The sequence below is a fragment of the Streptomyces sp. NPDC090022 genome (assembly GCF_044748145.1).
Taxonomy (GTDB): domain Bacteria; phylum Actinomycetota; class Actinomycetes; order Streptomycetales; family Streptomycetaceae; genus Streptomyces.
On the sequence record NZ_JBIVFN010000037.1, the window covers coordinates 1 to 16,573 of the forward strand.

Genomic DNA, 16,573 nt, shown 5'->3' on the forward strand with positions numbered 1-16,573 from the left:
GAGCCAAGCACGCACTCCCCCTTTCCGAACGAACGTACACGTGCACCGCATGCGGAACCGTGTCCCCCCGGGACAAGAACTCCGCCCGCGTGATGCTCGTCCGGGCTGGTCTCAACCCGGCTAGTGCTGATCTTGTAAGCCCTGCCACCTGCTAGGTGTCAGGCGAAGTGAGCTAGGAATCCCCTCCCTTCAGGGAGGGGAGGAGTCAACATGCGGAATCGGCCGGTACGTAGGTGCCCCAGACCTCCCGCAGCGCGGTGCAGACCTCCCCCACGGTGGCCCGGGCCCGCAGTGCCTCCTTCATCGGGTACAGCACGTTCTGCGTCCCGGCCGCGGCCTCCCGCAGCGCCGCCAGCGCCGCGTCCACCGCCCGCCGGTCGCGCTCCGCGCGCAGCCGCGCCAGCCGCTCCCGCTGGCGGACCTCGATCTCCGGGTCGACGCGCAGCGGCTCGTAGGGCTCCTCCTCGGCCAGCGCGAACCGGTTGACCCCGACCACCACCCGCTCGCCACTGTCGGTCTCCTGCGCGATGCGGTAGGCGTTGCGCTCGATCTCGCCCTTCTGGAAGCCCGCCTCGATGGCGGCGACCGCGCCGCCGAGGTCGGCCACCCGCTCCATCAGGGCGAGGACCTCCGCCTCCAGCTCGTCGGTCATCCGCTCCACGGCGTAGGACCCGGCGAAGGGGTCGACGGTGTGGGTCACGTCCGTCTCGTACGCGAGGACCTGCTGCGTGCGCAGGGCCAGCCGGGCCGACTTGTGGGTCGGCAGGGCGATGGCCTCGTCGAAGGAGTTGGTGTGCAGCGACTGGGTGCCGCCGAGCACCGCCGCGAGCGCCTGGACCGCGACCCGCACCAGGTTGACCTCCGGCTGCTGGGCCGTCAGCTGCACCCCGGCGGTCTGGGTGTGGAAGCGCAGCATGAGCGATTTGGGGTCGCGGGCGCCGAACTCCTCGCGCATGACGCGGGCCCAGATCCGGCGCGCGGCCCGGAACTTGGCGACCTCCTCCAGCAGGGTGGTGCGGGCGACGAAGAAGAAGGAGAGCCGGGGCGCGAACGCGTCCACCTCCATGCCGGCGGCGAGCGCGGTGCGGACGTACTCGATGCCGTCGGCGAGGGTGAAGGCGACCTCCTGCGCGGGCGAGGCCCCGGCCTCGGCCATGTGGTAGCCGGAGATGGAGATGGTGTTCCAGCGGGGGATCTCGGCCCGGCAGTAGCGGAAGGTGTCGGCGACCAGCCGCAGCGAGGGCGCGGGCGGGAAGATGTACGTCCCGCGCGCGATGTACTCCTTCAGCACGTCGTTCTGCACGGTGCCCGTGAGCCGGTCCGCCGCGATGCCCTGCTCCTCGGCGACGAGCTGGTAGAGCAGGAGCAGCAGGGCGGCCGGAGCGTTGATGGTCATCGAGGTGGAGACCCGGTCGAGCGGAATGCCGTCGAAGAGCACCCGCATGTCCTCGACCGAGTCGACGGCGACCCCCACCTTGCCGACCTCGCCGTGCGCGAGCGGCGCGTCGGAGTCGTGGCCCATCTGTGTGGGCAGGTCGAAGGCGACGGACAGTCCGGTGGTGCCGGCGTCGATGAGCTGCCGGTACCGGGCGTTGGACTCGGCGGCGGTGCCGAAGCCGGCGTACTGACGCATCGTCCACGGCCGGCCCGTGTACATCGTGGGATGGATCCCCCTTGTGTACGGGTAGGTACCGGGCTGCCCCAGTTGGTCCACCGGATCCCAGCCCGTCAGAGCCTCGGGCCCGTAGACGGGTTCGATCGGCAGTCCGCTCTCGGTTCGCGCCATTGTGACCAACACCTCCATGGAGCGGGCGGGCCCGGTGCTGATACAACCGTCCCCGCACGGCGGGTCCCCGGTCACAATGGCGCAACATCCCGGGACTCCGCGCAACTGTCCACGCCTGCCAGGCATCGTTCAGACAGACGACGTAGGAATTTCGGGGGGAAAGCATGCACCGCCACACGCACCGCCAGAGAGTCATCGTCCGCGGCCTCGGGGTGGCCACCGCCGTCGCGCTCGCCGCGACCGCCTGCGGGCCGCAGAAGGCGGGACCGGCCGACGCCGCCCCGCCGGCCCCCTCCGTGTCCGCGGCGGGAAGCACCCCCGAGACCTCCGCCCCGGCGTCGCCCTCGCCCGACGCCAAGCCCGGTGACGCCTCGCCGTCGCCGTCCGCGTCGGCCTCCAAGTCCCCCTCGGCCACCCCGACCGTCAAGGCGATCATGGCCAACGGCGACGAGAACGACCAGGTCCGCGAGCTGCAGGCGCGCCTGAGGCAGCTGGGCCTGATGAACGTCGCGCCCACCGGTTTCTACGGCTCGAAGACGACCGGCGCGGTCAGGACCTTCCAGTCCAAGCACGGCCTGAGCGCCCACGGATCGGTGGACGACGCGACCTGGAAGAAGATCCAGGGCGCCAGCAAGAAGCCCTCCGAGGCCGAGCTGCGCCCGCCGACCACCATCGAGGCGGACGCCCCCGACCCGCGCTGCATGCAGGGCCGGGTGCTGTGCATCAGCAAGGAGAGCCGCACCCTCGCCTGGATGATCGACGGCAAGGTCATCTCCACCATGGACGTGCGCTTCGGCTCGGAGAACACCCCGACCCGCGAGGGCGTCTTCAAGGTGGACCGCAAGGAGAAGGAGTGGACCTCCACGCTCTACCACACGGCCATGCCGTACTCGATGTTCTTCAGCGGCGGCCAGGCGGTGCACTATTCGGCCGACTTCGCGGCGCGCGGCTACAACGGCGCCTCGCACGGCTGTGTGAACGTCCGTGACAAGGGGAAGCTCGCGGCGGTCTTCAACCAGGCGCAGGTCGGCGACAAGGTCGTCGTCTACTGGTGATCCGGGAGCGGTGGTCCGGAGCGGTGATCAAGGCCTGGTGAGTGATCCGGGCCTGGTGATCCAGGACGGTTGAGGGCGCGGGCGGGGCCGGGGGAACGTGCCCCGCCCGCGCCGGTTGCGCAGAGCCCAGGGGTACGGGGGGAACCCCGGCTCATGCGCCGCCGATGACCAGTCGGCTCGATATGTACTGCGCCGCCGGGTCGAAAAGTGTTACAGGCGGGTGAGCGCAAGGGTCAGCGGCGGTTGCGGAAGTCCAGCGAACCGCCGCCGGCCGACGCGGACGGCAGCGCGGTCGGGGCCTCGGCGACGTCGCCGCCGCCTCCGGTGCCGGAGCCACTGCCGCTGCCGCCTCCGGCGCCGCCCTTGCCGCCGTCGAGCAGGGTGTCGCAGAAACGCGCCACGCGCTGGGTGCCGCGCGCGAGCCGGGTGAGCCGCTCGCGCCGGTCGTCGCTGAGGCGGCCGGCGCGGAAGTCCTGGCACAGGTCCATCGCCCGGTGGCGGGTCTCGCGGTCCTTGGTGCCGGCGGCGGAGCCCGCGTCCATGCCGGTCTCGCCGTCGCCGTCGCCGTCACGGCTCTTGCCGCCGTCGCCGGAGCCGCCGGCGCCCGGCGTCTGCGGGTCCGTGAAGGCGCCGCGGCCGTCCGGGGCGGGGCTCTGGACGGGTCCGGAGGACGCCGTCGCCAGGTCCTCGCGCAGCGGGTCCCGCCGCGGACCGGGCGTGGGCTGGGGCGCCGCGGTCATCCCGCCGGCCGAGTCGGCGGTGACGCCGGCGCTCACCGACACGGCCGGCGCGGGCCCGGCGTTCGTGTGCTGGGCGCGGTCGAACAGGCCCGCGCCGGCGGCCGCCGCGGCGACGCCGCCGATGGCCACCGTGGCGAAGGCGGCGGCGAGTCCGAACCGTACGGTGGCACCGCGCCGGGGTGCGGCGGCGGTGCAGACGGGGCTGAGCTCGACGACGGGCTCGTCGGCGGACAGCGGGCCCGCCGCGGGGGCGCCGGCCTTGCGGGCCGGGGTGCCGTGCGCGGCGCGGAACGCGGCCACGGCGGCCGCCTCACCGGGAAGTTCGGGGCCGCCCGGGGGCGGGGTGGGCGGCGTGAGGGCATGCAGAGCACCGCGCAGCCGGGCGGCTTCCGCCCGCGCGCGGTGATCGGCTACAGGTCCGACCGGCTCGCCCCGCAGCAGCCTCTCCGCCGCGGCTCCGTCCAGCCACCTGTTGCCCTCGTCGGCCATCACATGTCCTTCTGCGTCCGCCAACGTGAATGCGTCACACCGGTTTGTTCCACGAGTCCCCCGCCCGGACCGCGCTGCGCGGGAACGGCGTCCAGATCCCGGCCGGGGTTCCCGGAATTATGTCCGACTTCGGTCCCGGGCTCGGCGTTCAGCAGTTCCGCCAGCTTTTTCAGGCCACGGTGCGCGGCGGTGCGGACCGCGCCGGGGCGCTTGCCCAGCGTCTCGGCGGCGCTCTTGGCGTCGAGGCCGACCACCACGCGCAGCACCACGGCCTCCGCCTGGTCCTGCGGAAGCCGGGCGATCAGCGCCATGGTGCGGCCGGTGGCCAGGGATTCCATCGCCTCGCCGGCGGTGTCGCAGTCGGCGGCGCGCCCGGTGAGCTCGGTCTCGTCGCCGCCGATGGCGGGGCGGCGGCCGCGCATGCGCATGTGGTCCAGGGCCCGGTTGCGGGCGATGCGCGCGGCCCAGCCGCGGAAGCGGTCGGCGTCGCCGGTGAAGGAATCGAGGTCGCGGGCGATCTGCAGCCATGCCTCGGAGGCCACGTCCTCGGCGTCCGTGTCACCGACGAGTGTCCGTATGTACCCGAGCAGGCGCGGGTGCACGGCGCGGTACACAGCACGGAACGCGTCCTCGTCGCCGTCCTGTGCCGCGAGCACCGCGGCGGTCAGCTCCGCGTCGTCCCCCAGCAAAGTCCCCAACCTGTCCTGTACGTGTGGCGCAAATCAGCACGTTACGGCTTTCAAGCACCTCTCGTCCATGAGTTGTACAACGAGCAACCAGTCCTGCGCGGAGCGGGGTGTGACACAAAACGCACCGCAGACGCTGACAGGGGTACGGGCTTGTCGCACGAGTCCGTATTCGAAGGCGACCGGGGCCTCTCCTGTGGGGGGTGGCGGCCTCGGTCGTCTTCTCCCTCGTCCCAGTGTCGCCCGGTCGCGCCCGGGCGTCTGCCTGGCCCGACGCCCCTTCAAACGCCTCATCCGGGTGAAATCCCGCGAGAGGGTACGACACGCCCGGCCCGACCTCGCTAGCGTGGTGGGGATCCCCCGCGACCGTCCCCGAGGAGCCCCCCGCTGTCCAGCCACCTTCCGGCACAGGTCCGCGGCGGCTCCACCCCCGGTCTGGTGCGGCTGAACGCCGCGACGACCGCGGCCGCCGAGGAGGCGCTGCTCCAGTGCTGCGGCAGCCTCCGCTGGGCCCAGCGGGTGGCCGCGCACCGGCCGTACCCGGACCTGGCGGCGCTGCTGGCCGCCGCCGACGAGGCGTCGTACGACCTGCGGCAGCCGGATCTGGCCGAGGCCCTGGCCGCCGAGTACTCCGCGGAGCTGGACGAACGGGCTCCGTACGCCGCCCATCTGGCGCTGCGCGCGGCCCACGCGGAGTACGAGCGGCTGTTCGGGCACGCCTTCGTGATCTGTCTGGACGGGCACCCTCCGCACGACCATCTCAACGAGGTGCTCAGCGGGATCCAGTCACGGCTGGCGAACTCGCCCGACGAGGAGCGGGCGGTGGCGGCCGACGAACTGCGCCGGCTCGCCGGGGAGCGCCTGAGGGACCTCGCGATCCTGGCGGACGCGCCCGAATTGGTCTGATTCGCCCCTGTGCGATAGTCCGTCCGTGCCTGTTTGATCACACCGATGGACCCCGCGCGAAGGAACCGACAACTCGTCGCTACGATGTCCGGGGCCGGTGGACCGTACCCGGCCGGGCCCGACCGACAACGAAGCCGGCTGGCCCCCGCCCCGCTTCCGGAGGGTTTTCCGTGCCGGCTGGAACGTTGTACCGCGGCCGGGAAGGAATGTGGTCCTGGGTGGCTCATCGAGTCACCGGCGTCCTCATCTTCTTCTTCCTGTTCGTACACGTCCTCGACACCGCTCTCGTCCGCGTCTCACCCGAGGCGTACGACGATGTCGTGGCTACCTACAAGACTCCGATCGTCGCGCTGCTGGAGTACGGCCTCGTCGCCGCCATCCTGTTCCACGCGCTCAACGGTCTCCGTGTCATCGCCGTGGACTTCTGGTCCAAGGGCCCCCGCTACCAGAAGCAGATGCTCTGGTCCGTCGTGGGCATCTGGGTCGTCCTGATGATCGGGGCCCTGTACCCCGTACTCGGCCACGCCTACCTCGAACTGTTCGGGAAGTGACACGCATGTCTTCTGACACTTCTTCCGCCTCGGCGATCGGCGACGTGGAGGGCGCAGGCCTCTACGACGCCGACAACCCGGCGCCGTACATCGAGGCCCCGCGCAAGCGGACCGGCAAGACGCCCCGCTCGACCCGCGGCAACTTCGAGATGGCCGCGTGGCTCTTCATGCGCCTCTCCGGCGTCGTCCTGGTCGTGCTGGTCATCGGCCACCTCCTCATCCAGCTGGTGCTGGACGGCGGCGTCTCCAAGATCGGCTTCGCCTTCGTGGCCGGCCGCTGGGCGTCCCCGTTCTGGCAGGCCTGGGACCTGCTGATGCTGTGGCTGGCGATGCTGCACGGCGCCAACGGTCTGCGTACCGTCATCAACGACTACGCGGAGCGCGCCAACACGCGGCTGTGGCTGAAGGGCCTGCTCTACACCGCCACGGTGTTCACCATCCTTCTGGGCACGCTGGTGATCTTCACCTTCGACCCGAACATCCGCTAGGCACGGGGCTGAGGCAGAAACGATGAAGATCCACAAGTACGACACCGTCATCGTCGGCGCCGGCGGCGCCGGCATGCGCGCCGCCATCGAGGCGACGAAGCGCAGCCGTACCGCCGTCCTGACGAAGCTGTACCCGACCCGCTCCCACACGGGCGCCGCGCAGGGCGGCATGGCCGCCGCGCTGGCGAACGTGGAGGAGGACAACTGGGAGTGGCACACCTTCGACACGGTCAAGGGCGGTGACTACCTGGTCGACCAGGACGCCGCCGAGATCCTGGCGAAGGAGGCCATCGACGCCGTCCTCGACCTGGAGAAGATGGGCCTGCCGTTCAACCGCACCCCGAACGGCACCATCGACCAGCGCCGCTTCGGCGGTCACTCCCGCAACCACGGCGAGGCCCCGGTCCGCCGGTCCTGCTACGCCGCGGACCGCACCGGCCACATGATCCTCCAGACGCTGTACCAGAACTGCGTCAAGGAGGGCGTGGAGTTCTTCAACGAGTTCTACGTCCTGGACCAGCTCATCGTCGAGGAGGACGGGGTCAAGAAGTCGGCCGGCGTCGTCGCGTACGAGCTGGCCACCGGCGAGATCCACGTCTTCCAGGCGAAGGCCGTCATCTACGCCTCCGGCGGCACCGGCAAGTTCTTCAAGGTGACCTCCAACGCGCACACCCTCACCGGTGACGGCCAGGCGGCCTGCTACCGGCGCGGCCTGCCGCTGGAGGACATGGAGTTCTTCCAGTTCCACCCGACGGGCATCTGGCGCATGGGCATCCTGCTGACGGAGGGCGCCCGCGGTGAGGGCGGCATCCTCCGCAACAAGGACGGCGAGCGCTTCATGGAGAAGTACGCGCCGGTCATGAAGGACCTCGCGTCCCGTGACGTCGTCTCGCGCTCCATCTACACCGAGATCCGTGAGGGCCGCGGCTGCGGTCCGGCCGGTGACCACGTGTACCTGGACCTGACCCACCTGCCGCCGGAGCAGCTCGACGCCAAGCTCCCGGACATCACCGAGTTCGCCCGTACGTACCTCGGCATCGAGCCGTACACGGACCCGATCCCGATCCAGCCCACCGCGCACTACGCCATGGGCGGCATCCCGACCAACGTCGAGGGTGAGGTCCTGGCCGACAACACCACCGTCGTCCCCGGCCTGTACGCGGCCGGCGAGGTCGCGTGCGTCTCGGTGCACGGCGCCAACCGCCTGGGCACCAACTCGCTGCTGGACATCAACGTCTTCGGCAAGCGCTCGGGCATCGCGGCGGCCCGGTACGCGGCCGAGAACGACTACGTCGAGCTGCCCGAGAACCCGGCGCAGCTCGTCGTCGACCAGGTCGAGCGGCTGCGCGAGTCGACGGGCAACGAGCGGGTCGCGGACCTGCGCCTGGAGCTCCAGGAGACGATGGACGCCAACGTGATGGTCTTCCGTACGGAGCAGACCATCAAGACGGCCGTCGAGAAGATCGCGGAGCTGCGCGAGCGCTACAAGAACGTGTCCGTCCAGGACAAGGGCAAGCGCTTCAACACGGACCTGCTGGAGGCCATCGAGCTGGGCAACCTGCTCGACCTGGCCGAGGTCATGGCCGTCTCGGCCCTGGCCCGCAAGGAGTCCCGCGGCGGTCACTACCGCGAGGACTACCCGAACCGCGACGACGTCAACTTCATGCGCCACACCATGGCGTACCGCGAGGTCAGCGCCGACGGCACGGACTCGGTCCGTCTCGACTACAAGCCCGTCGTCCAGACCCGCTACCAGCCGATGGAGCGTAAGTACTGATGGCCACCCCGACCCTCGACAAGGTGGAGGCGGAATCCGCCGCCTCCCCGTACATCACGGTCACCTTCCGGATCCGCCGCTTCAACCCCGAGGTCTCCGACCAGGCGGAGTGGCAGGACTTCCAGATCGAGATCGACCCGAAGGAGCGCGTGCTCGACGGTCTCCACAAGATCAAGTGGGACCTCGACGGCACGCTCACCTTCCGCCGCTCGTGCGCGCACGGCATCTGCGGCTCCGACGCGATGCGGATCAACGGCAAGAACAGGCTCGCCTGCAAGACGCTGATCAAGGACATCAACCCGGAGAAGCCGATCACGGTCGAGGCCATCAAGGGCCTGACGGTGATGAAGGACCTCGTGGTCGACATGGAGCCCTTCTTCCAGGCGTACCGCGACGTCATGCCGTTCCTGGTCACCACGGGCAACGAGCCGACGCGCGAGCGTCTGCAGTCCGCCGAGGACCGCGAGCGCTTCGACGACACCACCAAGTGCATCCTGTGCGCCGCGTGCACCTCCTCGTGCCCGGTGTTCTGGAACGACGGCCAGTACTTCGGCCCAGCGGCGATCGTCAACGCGCACCGCTTCATCTTCGACTCGCGTGACGAGGCCGGCGAGCAGCGGCTGGAGATCCTCAACGACAAGGACGGCGTGTGGCGCTGCCGCACGACGTTCAACTGCACGGACGCCTGCCCGCGCGGCATCGAGGTCACCAAGGCGATCCAGGAAGTCAAGCGCGCCCTGATCACGCGCCGCTTCTAGCCTTTCCGACGCGTCTCTCGCACGGCTCGGCCCTGGCGGGCCTCCCCGGCTTCGAGGCGCTGCGCCGGACTCCGTCCGTCGACTCCCGGCCGAGCCCTCGGCCACCGAAGGCCCCGCCCCCGGTTCCACACCGGGGGTACGGGGCCTTCGCCCGTTCGGGTGAGCACGCGCCTTCCGTCCGCGACACCCGGTTCCGCCCTACGATGATGTCCTCGACAGCAGCCCACGGGAGGCACGTGATGTCCGCAGCACCCGCTGAGCACCCCCACGGCGAGCCCCAGGTGCCGGCCGAGAAGAGCCTGCTCGAATACGCCGACGAGCTCATGGAGCACAACCCGGGCCACCGAGTCGAGATCATCGAAGGACTGGTCCTCATGACCCCTCCGGCGGACCGCCGCCATGCCCGGGCCCTGACCAAGATCATGCGGCCTTTCATCAGCGCCGGGCTGGACGACGGCGAAACCGAGGTGCTCCAGGGCGTCGGGATCTGGCTCCCGGACGGGCCCGAGGACTACGCCATTCCCGACCTCGCGATCGTCGACGTGGACGGCGAGGACCACGAGCTCGCGTTCAGGTGCCTCGACCCCGTCGTCTTCCGCCTGGTCCTGGAGGTCACCTCCAGCAACTACCAGGCCGACCTGCGCACCAAGGTCCGCGCCTACGCCAACGCCAAGGTCCCCGTCTACGTGATCATCGACCGCAGGCACAACCGCCTGCACGTCCTCACCGACCCGGCCCAGGACGACTACGCCACCCACCGCGTCCACGCCCCCGGCGAGGTCGTCACCCTCCCCGAGTCGATCGGGGCCAAGGTGACCCTGGACGTCGAGGCGGTGCTCGCGGCCGCCCGCTGAGCACCGGTCCGGCGTGCCAAGGCCCGGGCGCGGGCCCGTGACGGCCACCGATAGGCTCGGACACCGTGACTGATCAGAAAGCTCCCAAGAGCGAGCAGACCCGCACGCTCATCCTCGAAACCGCGCTCCGGCTGTTCCAGGAACGCGGTTACGACAAGACGACCATGCGGGCCATCGCCAAGGAAGCGGGGGTATCGGTCGGCAACGCCTACTACTACTTCGAGTCCAAGGAACACCTGGTCCAGGGCTTCTACGACCGGATCGGCGCCGCCCACCAGGCCGCGGTACGGCCCATCCTGGCCCGGGAGACCGACCTGCAGAAGCGGCTCGCGGGCGTGCTGACCAGCTGGCTCGACGTCGCGGCGCCGTACCACGAGTTCGCCGCCCAGTTCTTCAAGAACGCGGCGGACCCGGCCAGTCCGCTCAGCCCCTTCTCCCCCGAGTCCGAACCCGCCCGCAAGCAGGTCATCGACCTCCACCGCGAGGTGCTCGCCGGGGCGAAGACCAAGGTCCCGGACGAACTGGCCGACATCCTGCCCGAGCTGATGTGGCTCTCGCACATGGGCCTGGTCCTGTACTGGGTCTTCGACCGCTCCGAGAACAGCGAGAAGACCCGGCGGCTGGCCGAGCGCGGCGCGCAGCTCACCACGCGCGGCATCGTCCTGGCCCGCTTCCGCGTACTGCGCCCGCTCGTACGGGAGGTCCACGAGCTGTTCGCGGACTTCCTGCCCGGCATGGCGCAGGCGGCCGTCGGCCGCAAGAAGGCCTCGGACCCGCACCCCGCCGAAGCGGGGTAGCGGGTCCGGGACACGCGGCCGGCCGGTCCGGCTACAGCCAGTTCAGCTCCCACAGGCGCCACACGCCGGTGCCGTCGGAGAGGTACTGGGCGCCGGACACCGCGTCGCGCGACATCACGTAGTCCTTCTTCTGCCAGATCGGCAGCATCGGCACGTGCACGGCCGTCAGCCGCTGCACCTCGCGGAAGTCGTTGGCCGCCTCGGCGCGGTGGGAGAAGGACTGGGTACGGGTGATCAGCTCGTCGATGGCCTTGTCGCTGAACGCGTTGTTCATGCTGGAGTCGCGGCCGATGAGCGGGGCGGTGAAGTTGTCCGCGTCGGGGAAGTCGGCGATCCAGCCGATGGTGTAGGCGTCGAACTCGCCGGCCGCGTACGCCTTCTGGAAGTCGGCCCACTTCTCGACCGGCTTGAGCGTGACGCTGAACAGGCCGGTCTCGTCCAGCTGCCGCTTGAGCTCCTGCGCCTCCGCCTCGTTCGCGCCGCGCACGTTGAAGCCGAGCGTGAAGGCGACCGTGCCGCCCACCGAACCCGCCTTGAGGATGTTCTTGGCGTTGGTGCCGCTGGGCTCGGGGAACGCGTCGAAGAACGGCGTGGTGTGACCGCCGATGCCCGCCGGGACCAGCGAGTACAGCGGGGTGACCGTGCTCTTGTAGACCTGGCTGGAGACCTTGCTGCGGTCGATCGCGGCCGCCACGGCCCGCCGTACCGGCTCCTTCTCCATCGCGGAGCCGGGGCGCACGTTGAAGACCATGCTGCGGGTCTCGGTGCCGCCGCTCTGCTGGTAGCGGGTGTCCTTCAGGCCCGGGTTGAGCCCGGCCAGGACGTCCGGCGGCATGTCGCGGTGGGCGACGTCGATCTGCCGGTCCGTCCAGGCCTTGTACAGCTCGGCGGAGCCCTCGTAGTACTTCACGGTGACCGGCGCGTGCGCCGGCTTGGCCTGGCCCAGGTAGTTCTCGTTGGGCTTCAGCTCGGCGGAGGTGCCCGCCTTGAAGGCGCCCAGGACGTACGGGCCGGAGCCGTCCACCTTCTCCTCGGTGCGCAGCGCCTTCGCCGGGTACTTGTCCTTGTCGACGATCGACGCGGCACCCGTGGCGATCTTGAAGGGGAAGGTGGCGTCGCGCGCCGACAGGTTGAAGGTGACCGTCCGGCCCTCGGCCTTGACCGATTCCAGGGTGTTGAACAGCGGGGCCGGGCCCTGCTCGGAGTTGATCGCCTTGATCCGGTCGAAGGAGTGCTTGACGTCCTCCGCGGTGATGGCACGGCCGCTGGAGAACTTCACGTCCGGGCGCAGCTCGCACTGGTACGTGGTGAGCTTCTGCCCGATGAACTTGCAGGAGCTCGCCGCGTCCGGGATCGGCGTGTCCGAGCCCGTCTTCAGCGTCAGCAGCGACTGGTAGACGTTGCTGTACAGGGCCCAGGAGCCGGCGTCGTACGCGCCGGCCGGGTCCAGGGAGGAGACGACGTCGGTCGTCCCCACCTCGATCGCGCCCTTGGCGTCGCCCCCGGTGGCCGGAAGCAGCTGCCAGGCCCCCACCCCCGCGACACCGAGGACCAGTGCGGCCGCTATGGCCTTGGACCGGACAGACCGCATCCGTGACTCTCCTCTTGCCCCACCCCGCGACGGCCGTCGGGGACTGCACATGTCCGACTGCCGGCGCATACCTATCCGATTACCGGTCACCCAATCACGGAAAATCGGGAGGCGGAAGGGTGTTTCATCACGGGCTCTTCACGATCGCCTCGAACCCCTTGCGCGATCCGCGCGGCGCTCACGCCTGGTACGAGGCGAGTTCGACCACGGTGATGTCGGAGGGCGCGCCGACCCGTACGGGCGGGCCCCAGGCGCCGGCGCCGCGGGACACGTACAGCTGGGTGTCGCCGTAGCGTTCGAGTCCGGCCACGGTGGGGTTGGCGAGTTCGGCGAGGTAGTTGCCGGGCCAGAGCTGGCCGCCGTGGGTGTGCCCGGACAGCTGGAGGTCGACGCCGTGGCGGACGGCGTCGTGGATGACGACCGGCTGGTGCGCGAGCAGCACGGCGGCGCGGGAGCGGTCCCGGTCGCCGAGGGCCCTGCCGAAGTCGGGGCCCTGGCCCTCGCGCTCGCCCGCGATGTCGTTGACGCCGGCGAGGTCGAAGTACGGCATCTCGCGGCGGGCGTTCTCCAGCGGGGTCAGCCCCAGCTCGCGGACGTGGTCGATCCACTGCTGGGCACCGGAAAAGTATTCATGGTTGCCGGTGACGAAGTACGTCCCGTGCCGGGCGCGCAGCCGGGCGAGCGGCTCGGCCGCGCCGCGCAGGTCGCCGACGTCGCCGTCGACGAGGTCCCCGACGATCGCGATCAGGTCGGACTGCGTCCGGTTGACCGTCTCCACGATCCGTTCGGTGTGCGCCCGGCCGAGGACGGCGCTGAGGTGGACGTCGCTGACGACGGCGATCCGGAAGCCCTGGGCCGCGCGCGGCAGCTTGGCCAGGGGCACGGTCACCCGCTTGACCCGGGGGCCGCGCAGCACGCCGTACGTCCCGTAGCCGACCGTTCCCGCGGCCGCGGCGACCGCGGCCCCGGCGACCGCCCGCGCGACGAAGGTCCGCCGGGTGAGGTCGGCGGCCGCCGACGGGGCTCCGGGGTCGGCGGGGGCCTCGTCGGCGGAGGACGCGGCGGGCCCAGCGGACCCGGAGGACGCCGGGGCCTCGTCCGCGGAGGGCCGTGCCTCGGCCGCCGGCGGGGCGGGGGTGGCCGCGAGTTCGGCGACCGGTGCCTCGTACGCGCCCCGCCCGGCCCGGGCCGCCCGGCGCAGCCACACGGCCCGCACGGCTTCGCCGACGAGCATGGCCAGGGTCAGGTACAGCAGGACCGGCAGCCACAGGTACCCCGGCCAGGAGACGAGCTGCTGGAGCCAGAACGGCGCCCCGACGCGCTCCGCCGACAGGGCGGCGAGCGCGAGGAGGGGCAGCGCGAACGCGGTGACCGTCAGCACGCGGCGCGGCCGGGAGCCGGCCGTCGTGGTGTCCCGGACGAGCCGGATCCACAGCCAGCGGTGGACGACGTAGAGCAGGGCGAGGACCAGCAGGACGGCCCCCGTGGCGAGGACGACCGTCATGCCGCACCATCCTTGGTACCGCGCTCGGTACCGCGCTCGCGTGACGCGCGCCGCAGCGCGAGCACGCCACGCAACCCGATCACCCCGACGGCCGTCCCCAGGAGAAAGGACGTCACGGCGAGGGCCAGGTGCACCCAGAAGTACGTGGTCGGGTCGCCGGCGTCGTCGAAGGCCAGCCCGCTGCCGTCCCTCCACAGGTTCCGAACGAAGGACACCCAGATGAACCAGGTCCACGCTCCGAACGCGAGCAGGAACCAGGAGGCGGCACGGCTCAGTTTCATGCCCTCAGTATCGACAGCGTCCCCGGGACGGACCCTCCGGGGTGGGCTGTCCCGGCGGTGGTATCGGCGGGTTGGCCGAACCGTCACGATAAATATGACAAAGAGCTGTACGTTCACCTGCGTGTCTGCAAAGAAGACCGCGCTGACGGTCCTTTCCGCCGTGCTGCTGGTCCCCGCCGTGCTCGTGGGTCCCGCCCGTGCCGACGACAAGCCGGGCGCGCCCGCCAAACTCCCGGCGGAGCCGCCCTCGTCGATGTCCACGGTGGGCGGCGCCGCGCTCGGCAAGCCCGGTCCCCAGGTCCAGCTGCTGCCCGGCGCGCCCGCCCTTCCGACGGGTCTGACGGGCCGTTCCTGGATCGTGGCCGACGCTGAAACGGGTGAAGTCCTGGCCGCGCAGAACGCGCACTGGCGGCTGCCGCCGGCCTCCACGCTGAAGATGCTCTTCGCGGACACGGTCCTGCCCGGACTGCCCAAGGACCGGGTGCACAAGGTCACCGCCGAGGACCTGGAGGGCGTCGGCCCGGGCAGCAGCCTGGTCGGCGTCAAGGAGGGCATGGAGTACTCGGTGCACGACCTGTGGCTGGGGGTCTTCCTGCGGTCGGGCAACGACGCGGTGCACGTGCTGTCGGCGATGAACGGCGGCATCGAGAAGACCGTCAAGGACATGCAGGCGCACGCGGAGGAGCTCCAGGCCCTCGACACGCACGTGGTCTCCCCCGACGGGTACGACGCCCCGGAGCAGGTCTCCAGCGCCTACGACCTCACGCTCATCGCCCGCTCCGGCATGCAGAAGAAGGACTTCCGGGAGTACTGCGGCACGGCGAACGCGGACTTCCCCGGCCTCCAGGTGGCCGGCAAGGAGCGCGAGACGTTCGAGATCCAGAACACCAACCGGCTGATGACGGGCGCGGCCGGGCTGCCCGCGTACAAGGGCATCGCCGGGGTGAAGAACGGCAACACGACGATGGCCGGGTCCACCTTCACGGGCGTCGCCCAGCGCGGCGACAAGAAGCTCCTGGTCACGGTCATGAACCCGAGCGCGGGCGGTGTCAACCCGGTCTACGAGGAGACCGCGGCGCTGCTGGACTGGGGTTTCGCGGCGGCCGGGAAGGTGAAGCCGGTCGGTGAGCTGGTGCCGCCCAAGAGCGTGGACACCCGTCCGCACGGCTCCCCGGCCCAGTCCCACGAGAACCAGCCGGCCGCGGCCGGCCCGCAGGCCGCCACCGGTTCGGGCTTCGGTACGGCGCTGGGGATCGCGGGCGGCGCGCTCGCGGTGGTGGCGGGCGGCGCGTTCGTGGTCAACCGGCGCTGGCCGCGCGGTTCCCGGGGCCGTCGTCCCGAGCCTCCGGTGGAGTGACCTCGTCGGCCTCGTCGTGCTCGCGGGCGGGGGTGGCCGTCCAGGCCGCGCAGAACAGCAGCAGCTTCGCCGTGAAGTTGATCCACAGCAGCAGGGCGATGGGGACGCCGAAGGCGCCGTACATGCTCTTGGCGGCGACCTCCCGGATATAGCCGCTGAGCAGCAGTTTCAGCAGTTCGAAGCCGGCCGCGCCGATCAGTGCCGCCGTCACCAGGGTGCGGCGCGGCGGCTCCACGCCGGGCAGCAGGCTCAGGACGTACAGCAGGAGCAGGAAGGCGGCGAGCACGCCGACGCCGAAGGCCCCGGCCCGCATCAGGGCCCCGCCGGCCCCCTCCTGGGGGATGCCCAGCCAGCTGCCGAGCCGGCCGACGGCGCTGGAGCCGGTGATCGAGGCCACCGACGAGGCCAGGGCCGCGACGCCCAGGCCCAGCAGCACCAGGCCGTCCTTGCCCTTGCGGACGACGGGGTTGCCCTCGTCCTCGTCGTCCTTGTCCCACACCGCCCGCAGGCAGTCGCGCAGCGAGCCGATCCAGCTGACGCCGGTGAGGAGCAGGACGGCGCCGGCGACCAGGCCGACGGTCGCCGCGTTGGCCACCAGCGCGTTGAGGTCGAGCTGGTCGGAGATGCCCGGGACCTGCTCGGCGAGGCCCTGCTGGAGCCGGTCCAGCTGCTCCTGGCTCAGGGCCGCCGCGCCGATGGCCGCGGTGACGGTGATCAGCGGGAAGAGCGCGAGGAAGCTGATGAAGGTGATGGCGGCCGCGAGCCGGGTCCAGTGCACGCGGTCCAGCCGCTGGTACGAACGCCAGGCGTGCGTCCGCATGAGACGGGTCGCCAGCGGGCCGATCACCGGGAGTTTGGTCAGCCAGTCCATGGGGGTCACCGTAATTCAGTGTCCGGAAATAGCCAGGATTGCCCGCTTTGGGCGCTACGGTCGTCCACTGTGACTTTTCGTG

The 16,573-nt window shown here is 70.9% G+C and carries 16 protein-coding genes and 1 pseudogene; 10 read left to right on the forward strand and 7 right to left on the reverse strand.

Annotated elements, in window-relative coordinates:
• Positions 1 to 155: pseudogene (locus ACIPXB_RS35185) on the forward strand (RNA-guided endonuclease TnpB family protein); the annotation flags it as partial.
• 50 nt (positions 156 to 205) lie between these two features.
• Here ACIPXB_RS35185 and ACIPXB_RS35190 read toward each other — a convergent pair.
• The gene (locus ACIPXB_RS35190) at positions 206 to 1,786 is read right to left on the reverse strand and encodes a methylmalonyl-CoA mutase (RefSeq protein WP_401456733.1); all 1,581 of its coding nucleotides are present in this window, start codon (positions 1,784 to 1,786) and stop codon (positions 206 to 208) included.
• Between the two features lie 164 nt (positions 1,787 to 1,950).
• On the opposite strand from ACIPXB_RS35190, the gene ACIPXB_RS35195 reads away from it, so the two are divergent.
• Entirely contained in the window at positions 1,951 to 2,841 is an 891-nt protein-coding gene (locus ACIPXB_RS35195; RefSeq protein WP_401456734.1) for a L,D-transpeptidase family protein, read from the forward strand.
• Between the two features lie 233 nt (positions 2,842 to 3,074).
• On the opposite strand, the gene ACIPXB_RS35200 is transcribed toward ACIPXB_RS35195, so the two are convergent.
• A complete protein-coding gene (locus ACIPXB_RS35200) occupies positions 3,075 to 4,070 on the reverse strand; it encodes a hypothetical protein (RefSeq protein ID WP_401456736.1) in 996 nt (331 codons plus the stop codon).
• On the reverse strand, positions 4,070 to 4,759 hold the full coding sequence (locus tag ACIPXB_RS35205; protein ID WP_401456737.1) for an RNA polymerase sigma factor: 690 nt from the start codon (positions 4,757 to 4,759) through the stop codon (positions 4,070 to 4,072). The genes ACIPXB_RS35200 and ACIPXB_RS35205 overlap by 1 nt, the downstream gene beginning before the upstream one ends.
• Before the next feature lie 435 nt (positions 4,760 to 5,194).
• Between ACIPXB_RS35205 and ACIPXB_RS35210 the strand changes: the two genes are divergently transcribed.
• From ACIPXB_RS35210 to ACIPXB_RS35240, 7 genes are all read left to right on the forward strand, one after another.
• On the forward strand, positions 5,195 to 5,662 hold the full coding sequence (locus ACIPXB_RS35210) for a 2-oxo-4-hydroxy-4-carboxy-5-ureidoimidazoline decarboxylase (RefSeq protein WP_401456738.1): 468 nt from the start codon (positions 5,195 to 5,197) through the stop codon (positions 5,660 to 5,662).
• A 170-nt stretch (positions 5,663 to 5,832) separates the two neighbouring features.
• Entirely contained in the window at positions 5,833 to 6,213 is a 381-nt protein-coding gene (gene sdhC, locus ACIPXB_RS35215) for a succinate dehydrogenase, cytochrome b556 subunit (protein ID WP_401456741.1), read from the forward strand.
• Positions 6,214 to 6,218: 5 nt separating this feature from the next.
• Positions 6,219 to 6,701 (forward strand): succinate dehydrogenase hydrophobic membrane anchor subunit, encoded by a 483-nt coding sequence (locus tag ACIPXB_RS35220; RefSeq protein ID WP_401456743.1) that lies wholly within the window; start codon positions 6,219 to 6,221, stop codon positions 6,699 to 6,701.
• Positions 6,702 to 6,723: 22 nt separating this feature from the next.
• On the forward strand, positions 6,724 to 8,478 hold the full coding sequence (gene sdhA / locus ACIPXB_RS35225; RefSeq protein ID WP_401456744.1) for a succinate dehydrogenase flavoprotein subunit: 1,755 nt from the start codon (positions 6,724 to 6,726) through the stop codon (positions 8,476 to 8,478).
• A complete protein-coding gene (locus ACIPXB_RS35230) occupies positions 8,478 to 9,236 on the forward strand; it encodes a succinate dehydrogenase iron-sulfur subunit (RefSeq protein WP_401456746.1) in 759 nt (252 codons plus the stop codon). The genes sdhA and ACIPXB_RS35230 overlap by 1 nt, the downstream gene beginning before the upstream one ends.
• Before the next feature lie 239 nt (positions 9,237 to 9,475).
• Entirely contained in the window at positions 9,476 to 10,090 is a 615-nt protein-coding gene (locus ACIPXB_RS35235; RefSeq protein WP_401456748.1) for a Uma2 family endonuclease, read from the forward strand.
• Between the two features lie 65 nt (positions 10,091 to 10,155).
• Entirely contained in the window at positions 10,156 to 10,887 is a 732-nt protein-coding gene (locus ACIPXB_RS35240; RefSeq protein ID WP_401456749.1) for a TetR family transcriptional regulator, read from the forward strand.
• Positions 10,888 to 10,918: 31 nt separating this feature from the next.
• Here ACIPXB_RS35240 and ACIPXB_RS35245 read toward each other — a convergent pair whose 3' ends face one another.
• From ACIPXB_RS35245 to ACIPXB_RS35255, 3 genes are all read right to left on the reverse strand, one after another.
• Complete coding sequence (locus ACIPXB_RS35245; protein WP_401456751.1) at positions 10,919 to 12,478, reverse strand: ABC transporter substrate-binding protein; 1,560 nt, start codon at positions 12,476 to 12,478, stop codon at positions 10,919 to 10,921.
• Positions 12,479 to 12,656: 178 nt separating this feature from the next.
• Positions 12,657 to 13,982: a metallophosphoesterase gene (locus ACIPXB_RS35250; RefSeq protein ID WP_401456753.1), complete on the reverse strand. Its 1,326-nt coding sequence runs from the start codon at positions 13,980 to 13,982 to the stop codon at positions 12,657 to 12,659.
• Positions 13,979 to 14,263: an SCO4848 family membrane protein gene (locus tag ACIPXB_RS35255; protein ID WP_401456755.1), complete on the reverse strand. Its 285-nt coding sequence runs from the start codon at positions 14,261 to 14,263 to the stop codon at positions 13,979 to 13,981. Before ACIPXB_RS35255 ends, ACIPXB_RS35250 begins: the two co-directional genes overlap by 4 nt.
• A 121-nt stretch (positions 14,264 to 14,384) precedes the next feature.
• Here ACIPXB_RS35255 and ACIPXB_RS35260 point away from each other — a divergent pair, with 121 nt between their 5' ends.
• Positions 14,385 to 15,620, forward strand: a complete 1,236-nt coding sequence (locus tag ACIPXB_RS35260) for a D-alanyl-D-alanine carboxypeptidase family protein (RefSeq protein WP_401456757.1) — start codon at positions 14,385 to 14,387, stop codon at positions 15,618 to 15,620.
• Here ACIPXB_RS35260 and ACIPXB_RS35265 read toward each other — a convergent pair.
• Positions 15,562 to 16,491 carry a YihY/virulence factor BrkB family protein gene (locus ACIPXB_RS35265; protein ID WP_401456759.1) on the reverse strand — a complete coding sequence of 310 codons (930 nt, stop codon included), beginning with the start codon at positions 16,489 to 16,491 and terminating at the stop codon, positions 15,562 to 15,564. The genes ACIPXB_RS35260 and ACIPXB_RS35265 overlap by 59 nt on opposite strands.
• Between the last annotated feature and the right edge of the window lie 82 nt (positions 16,492 to 16,573).